At 67.3% G+C, this 15,754-nt stretch carries 16 protein-coding genes; 10 read left to right on the top strand and 6 right to left on the bottom strand.

All coding sequences use genetic code 11. The annotated features are described in order from the left end of the window. Positions 1 to 927 carry an acetaldehyde dehydrogenase (acetylating) gene (locus tag K7711_RS04265; RefSeq protein ID WP_222965011.1) on the bottom strand — a complete coding sequence of 309 codons (927 nt, stop codon included), beginning with the start codon at positions 925 to 927 and terminating at the stop codon, positions 1 to 3. Between the two features lie 10 nt (positions 928 to 937). Continuing rightward, on the bottom strand, positions 938 to 1,723 hold the full coding sequence (locus tag K7711_RS04270) for a 2-keto-4-pentenoate hydratase (RefSeq protein ID WP_222965013.1): 786 nt from the start codon (positions 1,721 to 1,723) through the stop codon (positions 938 to 940). A 140-nt stretch (positions 1,724 to 1,863) separates the two neighbouring features. On the opposite strand from K7711_RS04270, the gene kstD reads away from it, so the two are divergent. Together kstD and chsH3 are read left to right on the top strand one after the other, a co-directional pair. Continuing rightward, on the top strand, positions 1,864 to 3,558 hold the full coding sequence (gene kstD / locus K7711_RS04275) for a 3-oxosteroid 1-dehydrogenase (RefSeq protein ID WP_222965015.1): 1,695 nt from the start codon (positions 1,864 to 1,866) through the stop codon (positions 3,556 to 3,558). A gap of 40 nt (positions 3,559 to 3,598) precedes the next feature. Next, entirely contained in the window at positions 3,599 to 4,462 is an 864-nt protein-coding gene (gene chsH3 / locus K7711_RS04280; protein WP_222965017.1) for an enoyl-CoA hydratase ChsH3, read from the top strand. A gap of 99 nt (positions 4,463 to 4,561) precedes the next feature. Here the strand turns inward: chsH3 and K7711_RS04285 are convergent, their stop codons facing one another. From K7711_RS04285 to K7711_RS04300, 4 genes are all read right to left on the bottom strand, one after another. Next, positions 4,562 to 4,831, bottom strand: a complete 270-nt coding sequence (locus tag K7711_RS04285) for an alcohol dehydrogenase catalytic domain-containing protein (RefSeq protein ID WP_222965019.1) — start codon at positions 4,829 to 4,831, stop codon at positions 4,562 to 4,564. Between the two features lie 148 nt (positions 4,832 to 4,979). Beyond that, positions 4,980 to 5,930, bottom strand: coding sequence for a WS/DGAT domain-containing protein (locus K7711_RS04290; RefSeq protein ID WP_235746792.1), 951 nt, complete (start codon positions 5,928 to 5,930; stop codon positions 4,980 to 4,982). Further along, on the bottom strand, positions 5,930 to 6,226 hold the full coding sequence (locus tag K7711_RS04295) for a hypothetical protein (RefSeq protein WP_222965023.1): 297 nt from the start codon (positions 6,224 to 6,226) through the stop codon (positions 5,930 to 5,932). The genes K7711_RS04290 and K7711_RS04295 overlap by 1 nt, the downstream gene beginning before the upstream one ends. Positions 6,227 to 6,454: 228 nt before the next feature. After that, on the bottom strand, positions 6,455 to 7,096 hold the full coding sequence (locus K7711_RS04300) for a TetR/AcrR family transcriptional regulator (RefSeq protein ID WP_222965025.1): 642 nt from the start codon (positions 7,094 to 7,096) through the stop codon (positions 6,455 to 6,457). A gap of 127 nt (positions 7,097 to 7,223) precedes the next feature. Here K7711_RS04300 and K7711_RS04305 point away from each other — a divergent pair, with 127 nt between their 5' ends. From K7711_RS04305 to K7711_RS04340, 8 genes are read left to right on the top strand one after another with little or no spacing between them, the layout of a single operon-like run. Then, entirely contained in the window at positions 7,224 to 8,024 is an 801-nt protein-coding gene (locus K7711_RS04305; protein ID WP_222965026.1) for an enoyl-CoA hydratase-related protein, read from the top strand. A 2-nt stretch (positions 8,025 to 8,026) separates the two neighbouring features. Continuing rightward, complete coding sequence (locus tag K7711_RS04310; protein ID WP_222965028.1) at positions 8,027 to 9,172, top strand: acyl-CoA dehydrogenase family protein; 1,146 nt, start codon at positions 8,027 to 8,029, stop codon at positions 9,170 to 9,172. A gap of 23 nt (positions 9,173 to 9,195) precedes the next feature. Next, a complete protein-coding gene (locus K7711_RS04315; RefSeq protein ID WP_222965031.1) occupies positions 9,196 to 9,942 on the top strand; it encodes an SDR family NAD(P)-dependent oxidoreductase in 747 nt (248 codons plus the stop codon). 13 nt (positions 9,943 to 9,955) lie between these two features. Then, positions 9,956 to 11,569 (top strand): AMP-binding protein, encoded by a 1,614-nt coding sequence (locus tag K7711_RS04320; RefSeq protein ID WP_222965033.1) that lies wholly within the window; start codon positions 9,956 to 9,958, stop codon positions 11,567 to 11,569. Positions 11,570 to 11,615: 46 nt separating this feature from the next. Continuing rightward, a complete protein-coding gene (locus K7711_RS04325) occupies positions 11,616 to 12,386 on the top strand; it encodes an enoyl-CoA hydratase/isomerase family protein (RefSeq protein ID WP_222965034.1) in 771 nt (256 codons plus the stop codon). Positions 12,387 to 12,388: 2 nt separating this feature from the next. After that, complete coding sequence (locus K7711_RS04330; RefSeq protein ID WP_235746551.1) at positions 12,389 to 13,282, top strand: 3-hydroxyacyl-CoA dehydrogenase family protein; 894 nt, start codon at positions 12,389 to 12,391, stop codon at positions 13,280 to 13,282. A gap of 2 nt (positions 13,283 to 13,284) precedes the next feature. Further along, positions 13,285 to 14,436, top strand: coding sequence for an acyl-CoA dehydrogenase family protein (locus K7711_RS04335; protein WP_222965038.1), 1,152 nt, complete (start codon positions 13,285 to 13,287; stop codon positions 14,434 to 14,436). Positions 14,437 to 14,468: 32 nt separating this feature from the next. Next, positions 14,469 to 15,641, top strand: coding sequence for an acyl-CoA dehydrogenase family protein (locus K7711_RS04340; protein ID WP_222965040.1), 1,173 nt, complete (start codon positions 14,469 to 14,471; stop codon positions 15,639 to 15,641). The last annotated feature ends 113 nt before the right edge of the window (positions 15,642 to 15,754 follow it).

Below are 15,754 nucleotides of genomic sequence, written 5' to 3' on the forward strand. Positions count from 1 at the left end.
CTACACCCGGGCCGAGAGGATCTGATCGGCGACGACCTCGCCGACCCGCGTCGCGGCGGCGGTCATGATGTCCAGGTTGCCCGCGTAGGGCGGCAGGAAATCGCCCGCGCCCTCGACCTCCACGAACACCGAAACCTTCGCCATGCCACCGGAAACCACGCTCGGCTCGTCGAACTGCGGCTCGTTGAGCAACCGGTAACCCGGCACGTACTGCTGGATGTCCGCGACCATCCGATGGATCGATTCGGCGATCGCCGCGGTGTCGGCGTCCTCGGGAATCGCGGCGAAGATGGTGTCGCGCATGATCATCGGCGGCTCGGCCGGGTTCAGGATGATGATCGCCTTACCCCGCTTCGCTCCGCCGATGGTCTCCACGCCCCTGGACGTGGTCTTGGTGAATTCGTCGATGTTCGCGCGAGTTCCGGGCCCGGCGGACACCGAGGACACCGACGCGACGATCTCCGCGTAGGGCACCTCGACCACCCGCGAGACGGCCGCGACGATCGGAATCGTCGCCTGCCCGCCGCAGGTGATCATGTTGACGTTCGGGGTGTCCAGATTCGCGTCCAGGTTCACCGGCGGCACCACGGCCGGACCGACCGCGGCCGGGGTCAGATCGATCGCGCGGATCCCCGCCTCGGCGTACTTCGGCGCGTACTCCCGGTGCACGTAGGCCGAGGTCGCCTCGAACAGCATGTCCGGCTTCTCGGGCAGACCCAGCAGCCAGTCCGCGCCCTCGTGCGAGGTCTCCAGACCGAGCCCGGCCGCACGCTTCAAACCCTCACTGTCCGGGTCGATTCCGATCATCCAGCGCGGTTCGATCCGGTCCGAACGCAGCAATTTGTACAGCAGATCGGTGCTGATGTTGCCGGACCCGACGATGGCGGCCGAAACCTTCTTCCCGGCGGCATTTCCGTTGTCGCTCACTCGACTCTCCTCAGCTGAAACGCAAACGAACAGAACCGAGTCCGTCGAACTCGGCATGGAAGTCATCACCCGGACGGGCATCGATCGCGCGGGTGCACGAACCGGGCAGCACGATGTCACCGGCCTTCAACCGCACGCCGAACGAGGCGACCTTGCGCGCCAGCCACGCCACCGCGATCGTCGGATCGCCCAGTACCGCATCGCTGCGGCCCTCGGCGATCGGTTCACCGTTGCGGGTCAGGCGGGCGTCGATCTTCTTGACGTCCAACGCATCCGGCGCGATCCGCTCGGGTCCGAGCACCCAGCCCGCCGAGGACGCGTTGTCGGCGATGGTGTCGCACAGCGCGATCTTCCAGTCCTTGATCCGGCTGTCGATCAACTCGATCGAGGGTGCGTAGGCGACCGTCGCGGCCAGCACGTCGGCCTCGGTGCAGTCCTCGCCGGGCAGATCCGCGCCCAGTACGAATCCGACCTCCACCTCGACTCGCGGATAGAGGTACTTCGAGGTGTCCACGGGTGTGTTCTCGAACACTTCCATCTCGCCGAGCAGATGGCCGTAATCCGGCTCGTCCACGCCCATCATCTGCTGCATCGCCTCGGACGAGAGCCCGACCTTGTGGCCGACGACCTTCGCGCCGCCGTCCAGGCGAGCGCGGATGTTCTGCAACTGGATCTCGTAGGAATCGACCACGTCGATGTCGGGATAGCGCGCGACGAGCGGGTCGATCGGCACCCGGTCCCGTTCGGCAGCCGCGAGCTCCGCAGCCAGTTCCCTCCGTACCGCGTCGGACAGCACGCTACTTCCTTCCACTGAGGGCCCGGTCCGGTGACTGAGACAGAAACTGAAACGAGTTTTCCTGCGGAAACTTGCCCCAGCAGTACCTTCTGCCTGACCAATATAGACCAAACGTAGGCCGATTCTATAACGTGTTCTACATGACTGATCGGGAATACGACGTGGTGGTGGTCGGCAGCGGCGCCGCCGGTATGACGGCCGCCCTCGCCGCGGCGCACCACGGCCTGCGCGTGGTGCTCATCGAGAAGGCCGCGCACTACGGCGGGAACACCGCGCGCAGCGGAGGCGGTGTGTGGGTCCCGGGCAACAAGGCGTTGCGCGCCTCGGGCCGCCCCGACGATCGCGAGGACGCGCGCACCTACCTGCACGCGATCATCGGCGACGGCGCACCCGCCGAGCGGATCGATACCTACATCGACCGCGGCGCGGAGGCGTTCGACTTCGTGCTGGACCACACGCCGCTGCAGATGCGGTGGGTGCCGAACTACTCCGACTACTACCCGGAGGCCCCCGGCGGCCGTTCCTCGGGACGTTCCTGTGAACCCAAGCCGTTCAACGCCAAGATCCTCGGCGAGGAGCGGTTCAACCTGGAACCGCCGTACGCGAAGGCCCCGCTGAACGTCGTGGTCACCCAGGCCGACTTCGTCAAACTGAACCTGATCAGGCGTCATCCGCGCGGCATCGTGACCGCCATGCGCGTCGGCGCGCGCACCTACCTGGCCAAGTGGACCGGTAAGCATCTGCTCGGCATGGGCCAGGCGCTGATCGCCGCCATGCGCAAGGGCCTGATGGACGCGAATGTGCCGGTGCTGCTGAACACCCCGATGACCGGACTTGTCGTCGAGGACGGGCGCGTGGTCGGCGTCGAGGCCACGGAAAACGGTGAGCCCGTCACCTTCCGCGCGCGATACGGCGTCGTCCTCGGCTCCGGCGGTTTCGAGCACAACGAGGAAATGCGGCACAAATACCAGCGTGAGCCCATCGGCACCGAATGGACAACCGGTGCCGCCGGAAATACCGGCGACGGGATCGTCGCGGGTATGGCCGCGGGGGCGAATATCGACGTCATGGAGGATTCGTGGTGGGGGCCGACCCTTTTCAAGGGCGGTAAACCGTGGTTCGCGCTCGCGGAACGGAATCTGCCGGGCAGCATCATGGTCGACGCGGCGGGTAAGCGATTCGGTAACGAGTCCGCTCCTTACGTCGAGGCCGTGCACACCATGTACGGCGGCAAATACGGGCAGGGCGAGGGTCCGGGCGAGCACGTGCCCGCATGGCTGGTGTTCGACCAGCGCTACCGGAACCGCTACATTTTCGCGGGTTTGCAGCCTGGCCAGCGGATTCCGTCCCGCTGGATGGAAAACGATCTGATCGTGAAGGCCGACACCCTCGCGGAACTGGCCGCGAAGATCGGCGTTCCCGAACAGGCGCTCGCGCAGACCGTCGAGCGGTTCAACTCCTTCGCCGAGAAGGGCAAGGACGAGGACTTCGGCCGCGGCGACAGCGCGTACGACCGCTACTACGGCGACCCGACCGTCAAGCCGAACCCGAGCCTGGCCGGGCTGGTGCAGGGCCCGTTCTACGCGGCGAAGATGGTGCCGGGCGACCTGGGCACCAAGGGCGGGCTGGTCACCGACACCTCCGGACGGGTGCTGCGGGAGGACGAGACCGTCATCGACGGCCTCTACGCCTCGGGCAACTGCTCGGCGCCGGTGATGGGACACACCTACGCCGGTCCGGGCGCGACCATCGGCCCGGCGATCACCTTCGGCTACCTCGCGATCAAGGACATCACCGATCGGGTGAAGCCCGCGGCCGACACCGCTCAGCGGTAGCGCGGTCGACAACGCGACCACGATCAGCTAGGAGAACTACATGCCGATTGATCCGAAAGTTGCCCTGGGAGCGGCACTCGCGCCGCAGGAGTTCGCGTGGACGCCCTCGGATGTGCAGCTCTACCACCTGGGCCTGAGCGCGGGCGCGCGCTGGACCGATCCGGGCGAGCTGCGCTATCTGGACGACCGCGCCCCGCAGGTGCTGCCGACGTTCGCGACGGTCGCGCCGACCATGCGGGTCACCGAGCCGCCGCGGGTGAGTTTCCCGGGCGTGGAGATCGACCTGGCCAAGGTGGTGCACGCCAGCCAGGAGGTCGTGCTGCACCGGCCGATCCCGGCCGAGGGCAAGGCGTCCAGCACCGGGCACATCACCGAGGTGTGGGACAAGGGTTCCGCGGCGGTGGTCGCGCACGAGACCCTCGTCACCGGTTCGGACGGCGAATTGCTGTGGACGGCCAAGTCATCGATCTTCGCCAAGGGCGAGGGCGGTTTCGGCGGCGAACGCGGACCCAGCAGCAAGATCGAATTGCCGGACCGCGCACCGGATTTCAATGTGACCACTCCCACACTGCCGCAGCAGGCCCTGCTCTACCGCATGTGCGGTGACCGCAACCCGCTGCATTCGGATCCCGAATTCGCCCGCGCCGCAGGGTTTCCCAACCCGATCCTGCACGGACTGTGCACCTACGGCCTGGTCTGCAAGACCGCCGCGGACATCGTCCTGGACTCGGACACCAGCCGAATCACCGGATTCCGCGCACGTTTCGCCGGTGTGCTCTATCCCGGGGAAACAATTCGGTCCCGAATGTGGTTGGAAAGTAATGAGCTCGTCATCGCGGCCACGGTGGTGGAACGTGAAGAGGCTCCGGTTCTCAGCGACGTCCGTCTGACGTTCACGTCCTAGAACCACCCTCGACCCCGCCGTCCCGGCGCCGGAGGAGGTACGCAGCGGTCCCTCATCCCGCTGCACCCTTCGTCCCGCCGGGACGGCGGACTCCATTTCTTACACTCGGACAAGAACTTTGGTGGCGCGGCGGTCGGCGCGCCGCAGCGTCACCACATCGGCGCCGAGATCCTCGACCACGCCGACGAATTCGTGCCCGCACGCGGGTCCGGCCACCGGCCCCGGCCGTCCGGCGAACGCGCGAATATCGGTCCCGCAGATCCCGGCCGCGATCACCCGCACGACCGCATCGGTCGAATCCCGCACCCCCGCATCGTCCACCTCGCCGACGACGATCTCACCGGGCGCGTTCAGCAGTACCGCTCTCATTCACTTTCCTCACGAGAACACCTGTGAGCCAGTGCATTCGCACCGCTGACAGGTAAACAACACCGACCGCGTTCGAGTCGGCGGATAGACGTCCTTCAGCGCCGACACAGCACCATCACGCACGTGTCGGGAATGCCTGGGGGCCACCTCATCTCGCACCCGGCGACATCGGTTCGGCGGAGTCCCTGCGCCCCGAATTCACACCGGTCGCGGCGGCGAGTACGGCGACCTCCTCGGCCCAGTTCCGGGCCAGCTCAGCGGCATGGGCCACACCGGTATCGGTCAGCACGGACAGGGTCGCGGTGGACCTGTAGCGGGTGAGGATGGTGAAACATCCGTGCCCCGGCGGCAGCCAGGGCAGCGCGCACAGGTCCTCGACGGGACGTTCCAGAACGGTCAGCGCCGGGGCGGACCGGAACACCGAGGCGGTCAGCGCGACGTTGCGCCGATCGCCGAGCCGCCGCAGCGCGGGGCCGCTCCACCGGACCGGCACCTGGTCGATCAGCGCCCGCGCACCGCTGCGCGCCGAGGACATCCGTCGTTGCGACATCCGTTGCGCCGCAAGGTGAAGCCGCCGACCCGGATCCGCGGTGGCGGTGGGCAGCGCGATGCGGACCAGCCCGAGATGAACGCCGCTGCGATCGTGCTCGTCGGGACACCGGGTGTCGACCGGGACGCACACCGGCACATCCGCAGCGACCGCCGTCCACCGCCGCACCGCCCCCGCCAGGGCCGCCAGATGCACCTGCCCGACGCTGACCCCCGCACCGTCCGCGATCGCCCGCAACTCGGCCACCGGCACCGCGGCGGTGTCGATCCGGCGCTGCCCGGTGAGCTCACCGAACACCGTGAGCTCCGGCGCGGAACGCAAGGTGCGCAACACATTCGGCACCACCCGCGCCGCCGCCGGCGCACTGCCCGCCGACTGCTCGACCGTCGAGGCCGCGCGTCCGGCGAACAACACCTCGAGCGCCCGCATCACCGCCGTCCCGTCGAGTACGCCGTGATGCACCGCGAAAGCCAGCCCCCACTGCGCACCCTCACCGGGCAGCAACCACATCCGCCACAGCGGATGATCGTGACTCGGCGGATCCGGCATCACTCGCGAATCGGCGCCACCTCGACCGGCCCCGCCGTCAGCATCCGCACATGGTTCTCGATATCGAACTGCGGGTCCGGCTCCCAGTCGACCTCCGCGGTGAGCCGATGCGTCAGCGCCGGAACCAGTCCGACCCGGCTCGACACCTGCGCCCGCAACTCTCCCAGCGACGGAGCCACCCCGCCGCAACGCAGCAGAACCCCGAAATACACATCACTCGGGTCCGCGGCCACCTGCTCCATCGCGACAAAGGTGTGCGTCAGCAGATCGGGATCGGCCGGACGGTGCAACGACATGGACGGGACTGTGGCACGCAGCCACACCCCGCACAATATGCCCGAGGCAAATGACCAGCGTCGGCAACAAGACTTCACACGCCCGACACGAATTCCCCACCGCAGTTCAATCAATGGTCGACCGCGAGAAATCCTTCCGCCCTTGCCGATAGCCGAGTCCGCGACTCCACCGCAACGTCGTCGCCGACGCGATTCCGGGCAGGCATACCCGACGGTTCGGAGGAGGGTTCACTCCGCTTCGGGATTGATCCCGACCAGCATCATCAAGGTGTCGGCCAGTTCGGCGACCGCATGCTGCTGGGCCTTGCCGGTCAGGTCGGCGCACCACAGCGGCGCCTGGCTCATGGCCGCGTGCATGCACTGCAGGACGGTGTCGACGCCGGTGACGGTGAACTCACCGGACTCGACTCCGGCCTCCACCAGCCGCCGGAACAGCTGATCGTGCCGTTGCCGCAGGTCCTTGATGCGTTCGCGCTGAGCGTCGGGCCATTCGCGAGGCATCAGGAAAAGCCGCAGGGCGGCCGGATAATCGCGCACGGCGATGGTGACGTGTTCGTGGATCAGCGCGCGCAGTTGCGTCGTGGGCGTGCCCTCGGTGGCGACCAGATGTTCCTCGAGCCGTGCGGTCCACTCGTTGCCGAGCGTCTCGATCGCGGCGGTGCCGAGTTCGTCCTTACTCGAAAAGTAGTAGTACAGCGAGCCTTTGGTGACATCGAGACGTTCGGCGACGTCCTCGAGGCTCACCGCGTCGTACCCGCGCTCGCCGAACAGCTCCGCGGCCGCGGCGAGGATCTCCTGGATCCGGCGGCCACGTTTGCGCTGCACCCGGCCGGACGCCGGGCTCGCCTGCGCGGTCGGTGAAGACGTCATCAGGTTCTCCCCTCTCTCGTAGCTCTCCCGCGGACTCGACCCGAGAGTACCGGTTTGACTCTCAATTCAATTATTGACTCCATAGTCAAAGTTTGTCACGATGGTCAAACAACGAGAGGAGCGGGAGATGAGCACGTACGAGGACATCCGCTACGAGACCGAGGGTCCGGCGGCGATCATCACGATCAACCGGCCCGAGCGATACAACGCGTTCCGCGGTAAGACGGTCGAGGAGCTGATCCGGGCCTTCCGCACCGCGTGGGCGGATCGGCAGGCGCAGGCGGTCATCCTGACCGGCGCGGGCGAGAAGGCGTTCTGCACCGGCGGCGACGTCAAACAGCGCGCGGAGACCGGTGACTACGGCCCGACCGAGAGCGGCATGTTCGAGATCGGCAACCTGCACAAGCTCATTCGCGATATCCCCAAGCCGGTGATCGCCGCGGTGAACGGCATCGCCGTGGGCGGCGGGCACGTGCTGCACGTGCTGTGCGACGTCTCCATCGCCAGCGAGACCGCCCGCTTCGGCCAGGCCGGTCCCAAGGTCGGCTCCTTCGACGCCGGATTCGGTTCGGCCTATCTCGCCCGCGTCGTCGGCGAGAAGCGCGCCCGGGAGATCTGGTTCTGGTGCCGCCAGTACAGCGCCGTCGAGGCCGAGCGCATGGGCCTGGTCAACGCCGTCGTCCCGGCCGATCAGCTCCGCGAGACCGCGCTGGCCTGGGCGAACGAGGTCGCCGAGAAGAGTCCGACCGCGATCCGGTTCCTCAAGCAGTCGTTCAACGCCGACACCGACCACCAGGCGGGCCTGTCCAATCTCGCCATGTCGGCACTGGATCTGTTCACCGCCTCACCCGAGGGACTCGAGGGCGCGGCGGCGTTCGCCGAGAAGCGCAAGCCCGATTTCAACTCGCACGTCGACTGGCACTACTGATCATGGACTTCACATTCGACGACGAGGTCGAGGCGTACCGGCAGGAGTTGCGGCGCTTCGCGACCAAGGTCCTGGCCCCGCACTATCAGTCCGACGACAAGGCGGCGAAACTGCGCCCGGAACTGGTGGCCGACATGGCCCGCATGGGGCTGACCGGATTGCGCATCCCGGAGCGGCACGGCGGGCAGGACGCCAGCGCGGTGATCGCCGGCATGGCCGCGGAGGAAGTCGCGCGCGGTGATTTCAACGCCACCTACCTGATCATCGTCAACGCGCTGGTCAGCGATATCCTCGCCCGCAACGCCACCGAGGAGCAGCAGGCGGCCTGGCTGCCGGACATCGCTTCGGGCGCGATCGTGCCCGCGTTCTGCATCACCGAACCCGGCCACGGCACCGACGCGGCCGCACTGGAAACCAAGGCCGAACCCGACGGCGACGGCTGGCGGATCACCGGCGAGAAGACCTCGATCACGCTCGGGATGTCCGCGCACCGCGCGCTGGTGCTGGCCCGCACCGGTGGGCCCGGGGCGCGCGGAGTCAGCGCGTTCTGGGTGGATCTCGACGACCGCTACGTCTCGCGAGCGGCGTTCGACGATCTCGGCAGCCGCGCGATCGGCAGGGCCACACTGCATTTCGACGGTCTGCCGGTCGGCCGCGACCGGCTGGTCGGCGAGCCGGGAGCCGGATTCGTCTCGGTGATGCAGGGTTTCGACTACTCTCGCGCGGTCATCGGGCTGGCTTGTCTCGGCGCAGCGCAGGTTTCCCTGGACGAGGCGTTGCAGTGGGCTCGCGATCGCACGGCATTCGGCAATCCGATCGGCGCCTTCCAGGGGGTGTCCTTCCCGCTCGCGGAGTACGCCACCTATCTGCGCGGGGCGCGGCACGTCTGCTACGAGGCGTTGTGGCGCAAGGACAACGGGATCGAGCACAGCACCGAGGCCGCGATGGCCAAGTTCTGGGCCCCCAAACTGGCCGCTGAGGTCATCCACCAGTGCCTGCTGACGTTCGGGCATCTGGGCTACTCCAGTGAGAGTCCGGTCGGACAGCGGATGCGCGACGTCATCGGACTCGAGATCGGCGACGGCACCGCGCAGGTCTCCAAACTCGTCATCGCCCGAAATCTGCTGGGCCGCAGCTTCGCTCCCTGAACCACCGAGAAAGGAAGTCCGCCATGGGCACACTCGAGGACAAGATCGCCATCGTGACCGGCGCCGGACAGGGCATCGGCCGCGGTATCGCCGAGAAGCTCTACGCCGAGGGCGCGACGGTGGTCATCGCCGACATCAACGAGAACACCGCGAAAGACACTGCCGCCGAACTGGGTTCGCGCGCCGTGGGCCTGCGTGCGGACGTGACCGCGCCCGAATCGGTCCAGGCCATGGTCGAGCAGGTCCGTCAGCAGTTCGGCCGCATCGACGTGCTGGTCAACAACGCGGGCTGGGACAAGGCCGCCCCCTTCGTCGACTCCGATCGGGCCGACTGGGATCGGGTGATCCAGATCAACCTGTACGGCGTGCTGAACACCTGCAAGGCCGTACTGCCGATCATGGCCGAACAGAAGTCCGGCACGGTGGTCAACGTCGCCTCGGATGCCGGACGGGTCGGCTCCTCGGGTGAGGCCGTCTACTCCGCGGCCAAGGGCGGGGTCATCTCGTTCACCAAATCCGTTGCGCGCGAGATGGCCCGGTATCAGGTCAACGCCAATGCGGTGTGCCCCGGCCCGACCGACACCGCCCTGTTCGCCTCCATCGGCGGCGACGATCCGCGCCTGCGCGAGGCGCTCACCAAGGCGATCCCGTTCCGCCGGCTCGCCCAGCCCAGCGACCTCGCCAATGTGGTCGCCTTCTTCGCCTCCGACGAGGCCGCCTACGTCACCGGCCAGACCGTCAGCGTCAGCGGCGGCCTCACCATGAGCTGAACCGGAGTTCGCCATGCCATTCGCGACGATCCTCACCGCCGAGCAGATCGACCGCTACACCCGTGCGGGTTTCTGGCGAGATCGCGTCATCACCGACTATCTGGACGAGGCCGCCGCCGACGCTCCGGACAAGCTCGCCTTCGTCGACTCACAGCGACGAATCACCTACGCGCAGTTGCGATCTGAGGTCGATCGCTGCGCGCTGGGACTGCTGGAACTGGGTGTGCGCCCCGGTGACGTGGTGTCCTTCCAACTGCCCAACCGGATCGAATGGATCGTGACGCATTTCGCCGCGACCCGCATCGGCGCGATCAGCAATCCGCTGATCCCGATCTATCGCGAGCGCGAGGTCGGATTCATGGTCGCCATGGCGAAATCGAAGGTGCTGGTCGTTCCGGCGGAGTTCCGCGGCTTCGACTATCCGGCCATGGTCGAACGCATCCGGCCCGAGCTTCCCGACCTCGAACATGTTCTGGCCGTGGGATCTTCGTGGGACGAGTTCATGAGCACCCCGTGGGAGCAGCGTCGTGATGCGGCCGAACTCGCCACGCTGCGGCCCGATCCGAACGAGGTGACGCTGCTGATCTTCACCTCCGGCACCACCGGTGAGCCCAAAGGCGTGATGCACACCCACAATACGGCCGTCGCGGCGAACGATCCGCTGCCCGCGCGCCTGGGCATCACCGCCGACACGGTGTTCCACATGGCCTCGACCCTGGCCCACCTGACCGGATTCCTGTACGGCGCAAGACTTCCCGTGCAGAATGCGGCAACCTGCGTGTTGCAGGACGTCTGGGATGCCGAACGTTTCACCGAACTCGTCGCCGAACACCGCATCACCTACACCTCGGGTGCGACGCCGTTCCTGCACGACCTGCTGGCCGCACCGCACCCGGCATCTCACGACATGTCCTCCCTGCGCCGGTTCTGCTGTATGGGTGCGCCCATTCCGCGGGCGATCGTGCGCGAGGCGCGGCGCACCCTGCCGGGCACGGTCGTGCTCGGAGGCTGGGGACAAACCGAGGATGCGCTGGTCACACTGGGCGTACCGGGCGATCCGGACGAGAAGATCATCGATACCGACGGTTATCCGTGGCCGGGTATGCGAATCCGGATTCTCGGCCCGGACGGGTCGGAAGTACCGCCGGGCGCCGAAGGTCGATTGCAGGTGGCCGGGCCGTTCCTGTTCGTCGGCTACGCCGATCGCGAGCAGCTGACCCGGGAGTGCTTCGACGGCGACTGGTTCGACACCGGCGACCTGGGCAGTGTCGACGCCGAGGGCTATCTGCGCATCGCGGGCCGCACCAAGGACGTGATCATCCGCGGCGGGGAGAACATCCCGGTCGCGTACGTGGAGAACGTGCTGTACGAGCATCCGGACGTCGAGGCCGTCGCCGTCGTCGGGGTGCCCGACCCCCGGCTCCAGGAACGCGCCTGCGCATGCCTGGTGCTCAAACCCGGTGCGGCCGAGCTGGATTTCGAGGCACTGCGCACCTTCCTGTCCGGCAAGGGCGTCGCCAAACAGTACTGGCCCGAGCGGCTGGAAATTCTGCCCGAACTGCCCCGCACCGCGAGCGGCAAGATCCAGAAATTCCAGCTGCGCGCACGCATCGGCGACAGCGTATGAACGGACACCACGCACCACGAATTCTATTGATCGGCAAGGACTCTCGATGACATACGACACCGTTCGCACCGACGTCGCCGACGGCGTCGCGGTGCTCACCCTCGATCGCCCCGATGTGCGCAACGCCATCGATCGGCAGGTGCAGGCCGATGCGCGGGCCGCGCTCGCGACGTTCCGCGACGATCCCGAGGTCGGCGGGGTGGTGTTCACCGGCGCAGGCGACCGGGCCTTCGCCGCCGGAGCCGATATCAGCCAGCTGCGCGACTACACCCTGCACACCGGGCTGGCCGCGGAGATGCAACGGCTCTACGACGAGGTCGAGGCGTTCGAGAAGCCGACCATCGCGGCGGTGAACGGCTACGCCCTCGGCGGCGGCTGCGAGCTCGCTCTCGCCTGCGATATCCGGATCGCTTCCCCCACAGCGAAATTCGGCCTGCCGGAGACGATGCTGTCGGTACTGCCGGGCGCCGGCGGGACCCAGCGCATGGGCCGCCTGATCGGGATGGGCCGGGCCATCGAGCTGATCCTGACCGGACGCCTGGTCGACGCCGCCGAGGCGCACGCGATCGGGCTGGTCACCGCCGTCACCGACGATCCGGTCGCGACGGCGCGGGAGACCGCACAGAACATCCTGCGACGCGGTCCGCTGGCCGTCCAGCTGGCCAAACTCGTCATCCGCACCGGCATGGACGCCGATCAGCGCACCGGACTGGTCGTCGAGCGGCTGGCCCAGGCGCTGCTCTACACCACCGACGACAAACGTGAAGGCGCACAGGCGTTTCTGGCCAAGCGTCCCGCCGCGTTCACCGGGAGCTGACCATGATCTCTCGCATACTCGTCGTCGGCGCGGGCGCGATGGGCGCGCAGATCGCGCTGACCGCGGCCCTGGCCGGATACGAGGCCGTACTCACCGATATCGACGACGGCCGCCTCATCCGGGCCCGATCCGAACTGACCGATCTGCTGGCCGCGCGCGTCCGCAAGGAACGCCTCACCGAGACGGCCACACAGTCCGCACTGGACCGGCTCACCTGCACCTCCGAGACGGATCGGTGGGCGCCCACCGTGGATTACGTCATCGAAGCCGCGGTGGAGAAGCTCGACGTCAAACGAAAGCTGTTCGCGCACCTCGATGGCCTGCTCCCCGAACACGCCATCCTGGCCAGCAATTCCTCCGGCTTCGTCCCCTCCCGGCTCGCCGACGCGACCGATCGACCGGACCGGGTCTGCAACCTGCACTTCTTCAATCCGGCGCTGATCATGCGCGGCGTCGAAATCGTGCGCGGGCCACAGACTTCCGATGACACGGTGCAGACGTCGGTACAGCTCGCCGAACGACTCGGCAAGACCCCCGTGGTGCTGGACCGGGAGATTCCGGGCTTCCTCGCGAACCGGATCCTCAATGCCGTGCGCGACGAGGCGATCGCCCTGCTCGAAGCCGATATCGCGACCGTCGAGGCGATCGACAGCATCTGCCGCACGGCGCTGGGCTATCCGATGGGCCCGTTCGAACTGATGGATCTGACCGGTGTGGACATCGGATATCTCACCAAGACAGCGCGTTTCGAGGAGTCGGGCGATCCGCGCGACGCACCCAGCCGCAGCGTCGCCCTGCTCGTCGAGCGCGGCGAGCTGGGCCGCAAGACCGGCCGCGGCTGGTACGACCACGCCGCCGACGGCACCGCATCCGCCCGACCCCGCCCCCAGGAGTGACCATGGATCTGACCCTCACCGAAGCTCAGCTCGAATTCCGCACTTACGCACGGCAATTCCTGGACAGCGAGGTCGTGGCACAGCGAGCCGCCTGGGATCGCGCCGAGAGTGTGGACATCTCGATCGTGCCGAAACTGGGTGCGATGGGTTTCTTCGGCCTGACCATTCCCGAGCAATACGGCGGGCTCGGCGGCGACTACCTCACCTACTGCATCGGCATGGAGGAACTCGGGCGCGCGGATTCGGCGGTGCGCGGCATCGTGTCGGTGTCGATGGGACTGGTGGGCAAGGTGATCCTGTCGCACGGCACCGAGGAGCAGCGTAAGCGCTGGCTGCCGCGGATCGCGGACGGTTCGATGCTGGCCTGCTTCGGACTCACCGAACCCGACACCGGTTCGGACGCAGGGAATTTGAAGACCCGCGCCACCCGCGAGGGCGACGAGTACGTGATCGACGGCCAGAAGATGTTCATCACCAACGCGACCTGGGCCGATCTGTGCCTGGTCTTCGCCAGGACCGGCGGCCCCGGCCCGAAGGGCGTCTCGGCCTTCCTCGTGCCCACCGACACCCCTGGATTCGAAACCCGGGAAATCAAAGGGAAATTGGGCCTGCGCGGCCAGGCGACCGGCGAGATCTTCCTGACCGATGTGCGCGTCCCGGTCTCGGCCCGGCTCGGCGAGGAGGGCCAGGGTTTCGGCATCGCCATGCATTCCCTGGACAAGGGCCGCGTCTCGGTCGGCGCGGGCTGCGTCGGCATCATCTCCGGATGTCTGGACACCGTGGTGGACTACGCGACGCAGCGACAGCAGTTCGGCCGCCCGCTGGCCTCGTTCCAGCTGATCCAGGACATGATCGCCGACATCTCGGTGGAACTCGACGCCGCGCGGCTGTTGGTCTGGCGCGCAGCCGATCTCATCGAACGCGGTGAGCCGTTCGGCACGGCCGCGTCCAAGGCCAAGTACTTCGCCAGCGAGGCCGCGGTGCGCGCGGCGAACAGTGCGATCCAGATCTTCGGCGGCTATGGCTACATCGACGAGTACCCGGTGCAGAAGTATCTGCGCGATGCCCGGGTGATGACCCTCTACGAGGGCACCAGCCAGATCCAGAAGCTGCTCATCGGGCGTGCCGAGACCGGCGTCAGCGCATTCCTGTGAGCGACCAGACCACCCGTGTGAAAGGACTCCCCATGCCCACTCCGCAGACCCCGCTCGGCCTGTTCGGCATCGAAGAACTGATCGGCGAGGAGGATCGGGCGATCCGCGACACCGTGCGCGCGTTCACCGCCGATCGGCTGCGCCCGCATCTCGCGCAGTGGTACGAGTCCGCGACCATTCCCGCCCGCGAATTGGCCGGGGAATTGGGCAAACTCGGCGTGCTGGGGATGCATCTGGATGGTTACGGATGCGCCGGAACCAGTGCCCTGGCCTACGGGCTGGCCTGTCTGGAACTCGAGGCCGCCGACTCCGGACTGCGCAGCCTGGTCTCGGTGCAGGGCTCGCTGGCGATGTTCGCCATCCACCGATGGGGTTCGCCGGAGCAGAAGGACGAGTGGCTGCCGCGCATGGCCGCCGGGGAGGCGATCGGCTGTTTCGGGCTGACCGAACCGGATTTCGGCTCCAACCCGGGCGAGATGCGCACGCACGCGCGCCGTGACGGGGACGACTGGGTGCTCGACGGTACGAAGATGTGGATCACCAACGGCTCGGTCGCCGATGTCGCGGTGGTGTGGGCGCAGACCGAGGACAAGATCCGCGGATTCGTAGTCCCCACGGACACACCGGGTTTCAGCGCGCCGGAGATCAGGAACAAACTGTCCCTGCGAGCTTCGGTGACCAGTGAGCTGATCCTGGACGGAGTCCGGCTACCGGCCTCGGCGATGCTGCCCGAGGCGCGCGGCCTGTCCGGACCGCTGTCGTGCCTGAACGAGGCGCGCTTCGGGATCGTCTTCGGCGCGATCGGCGCGGCGCGGGACTGCCTGGAGACGGCCATCGCCTACACCCGCGACCGCGACATCTTCGGCAAACCGCTCGCCGCCTACCAGGCCACCCAGCTCAAACTCGCCGATATGACGGTCGAACTGGGCAAAGGCATGCTGCTGGCCCTGCACCTGGGCAACCGGAAGGATGCGGGCACGCTTCGCCCCGAGCAGGTCAGCCTCGGCAAACTCAACAACGTTCGCGAGGCCCTGACTATCGCACGCGAATGCCGAACCCTGCTGGGGGCCAACGGGATCAGCCTGGAATATCCGATCCTGCGACATGCGGCCAATCTGGAGTCGGTGCTGACCTACGAGGGCACCTCCGAGATTCACCAATTGGTGATCGGACAAGCGGTGACCGGCCATGCGGCCTTCCGCTGAGCGCGGATTCAGTCCTTGGGGAAGCCCGTGGTGAACAGGCCGCCGATCGCGACGGCGCAGATGACGGCGACAACAGGGATGATCCACATGCAAGCAGACTACAAGCCGTAGTA

The sequence above is a fragment of the Nocardia coffeae genome (assembly GCF_019890715.1).
Taxonomy (GTDB): domain Bacteria; phylum Actinomycetota; class Actinomycetes; order Mycobacteriales; family Mycobacteriaceae; genus Nocardia; species Nocardia jiangxiensis.

Coding starts and splice junctions, on each gene's coding strand:
- K7711_RS04305 (WP_222965026.1), top strand. CDS start 7,224: ATGAGCACGTACGAGGACATCCGCTACGAGACCGAGGGTCCGGCGGCG.
- K7711_RS04295 (WP_222965023.1), bottom strand. CDS start 6,226: ATGTCGTTGCACCGTCCGGCCGATCCCGATCTGCTGACGCACACCTTT.
- K7711_RS04335 (WP_222965038.1), top strand. CDS start 13,285: ATGGATCTGACCCTCACCGAAGCTCAGCTCGAATTCCGCACTTACGCA.
- K7711_RS04315 (WP_222965031.1), top strand. CDS start 9,196: ATGGGCACACTCGAGGACAAGATCGCCATCGTGACCGGCGCCGGACAG.
- K7711_RS04300 (WP_222965025.1), bottom strand. CDS start 7,096: ATGACGTCTTCACCGACCGCGCAGGCGAGCCCGGCGTCCGGCCGGGTG.
- K7711_RS04310 (WP_222965028.1), top strand. CDS start 8,027: ATGGACTTCACATTCGACGACGAGGTCGAGGCGTACCGGCAGGAGTTG.
- chsH3 (WP_222965017.1), top strand. CDS start 3,599: ATGCCGATTGATCCGAAAGTTGCCCTGGGAGCGGCACTCGCGCCGCAG.
- K7711_RS04325 (WP_222965034.1), top strand. CDS start 11,616: ATGACATACGACACCGTTCGCACCGACGTCGCCGACGGCGTCGCGGTG.
- K7711_RS04290 (WP_235746792.1), bottom strand. CDS start 5,930: ATGCCGGATCCGCCGAGTCACGATCATCCGCTGTGGCGGATGTGGTTG.
- kstD (WP_222965015.1), top strand. CDS start 1,864: ATGACTGATCGGGAATACGACGTGGTGGTGGTCGGCAGCGGCGCCGCC.
- K7711_RS04320 (WP_222965033.1), top strand. CDS start 9,956: ATGCCATTCGCGACGATCCTCACCGCCGAGCAGATCGACCGCTACACC.
- K7711_RS04340 (WP_222965040.1), top strand. CDS start 14,469: ATGCCCACTCCGCAGACCCCGCTCGGCCTGTTCGGCATCGAAGAACTG.
- K7711_RS04330 (WP_235746551.1), top strand. CDS start 12,389: ATGATCTCTCGCATACTCGTCGTCGGCGCGGGCGCGATGGGCGCGCAG.
- K7711_RS04285 (WP_222965019.1), bottom strand. CDS start 4,831: ATGAGAGCGGTACTGCTGAACGCGCCCGGTGAGATCGTCGTCGGCGAG.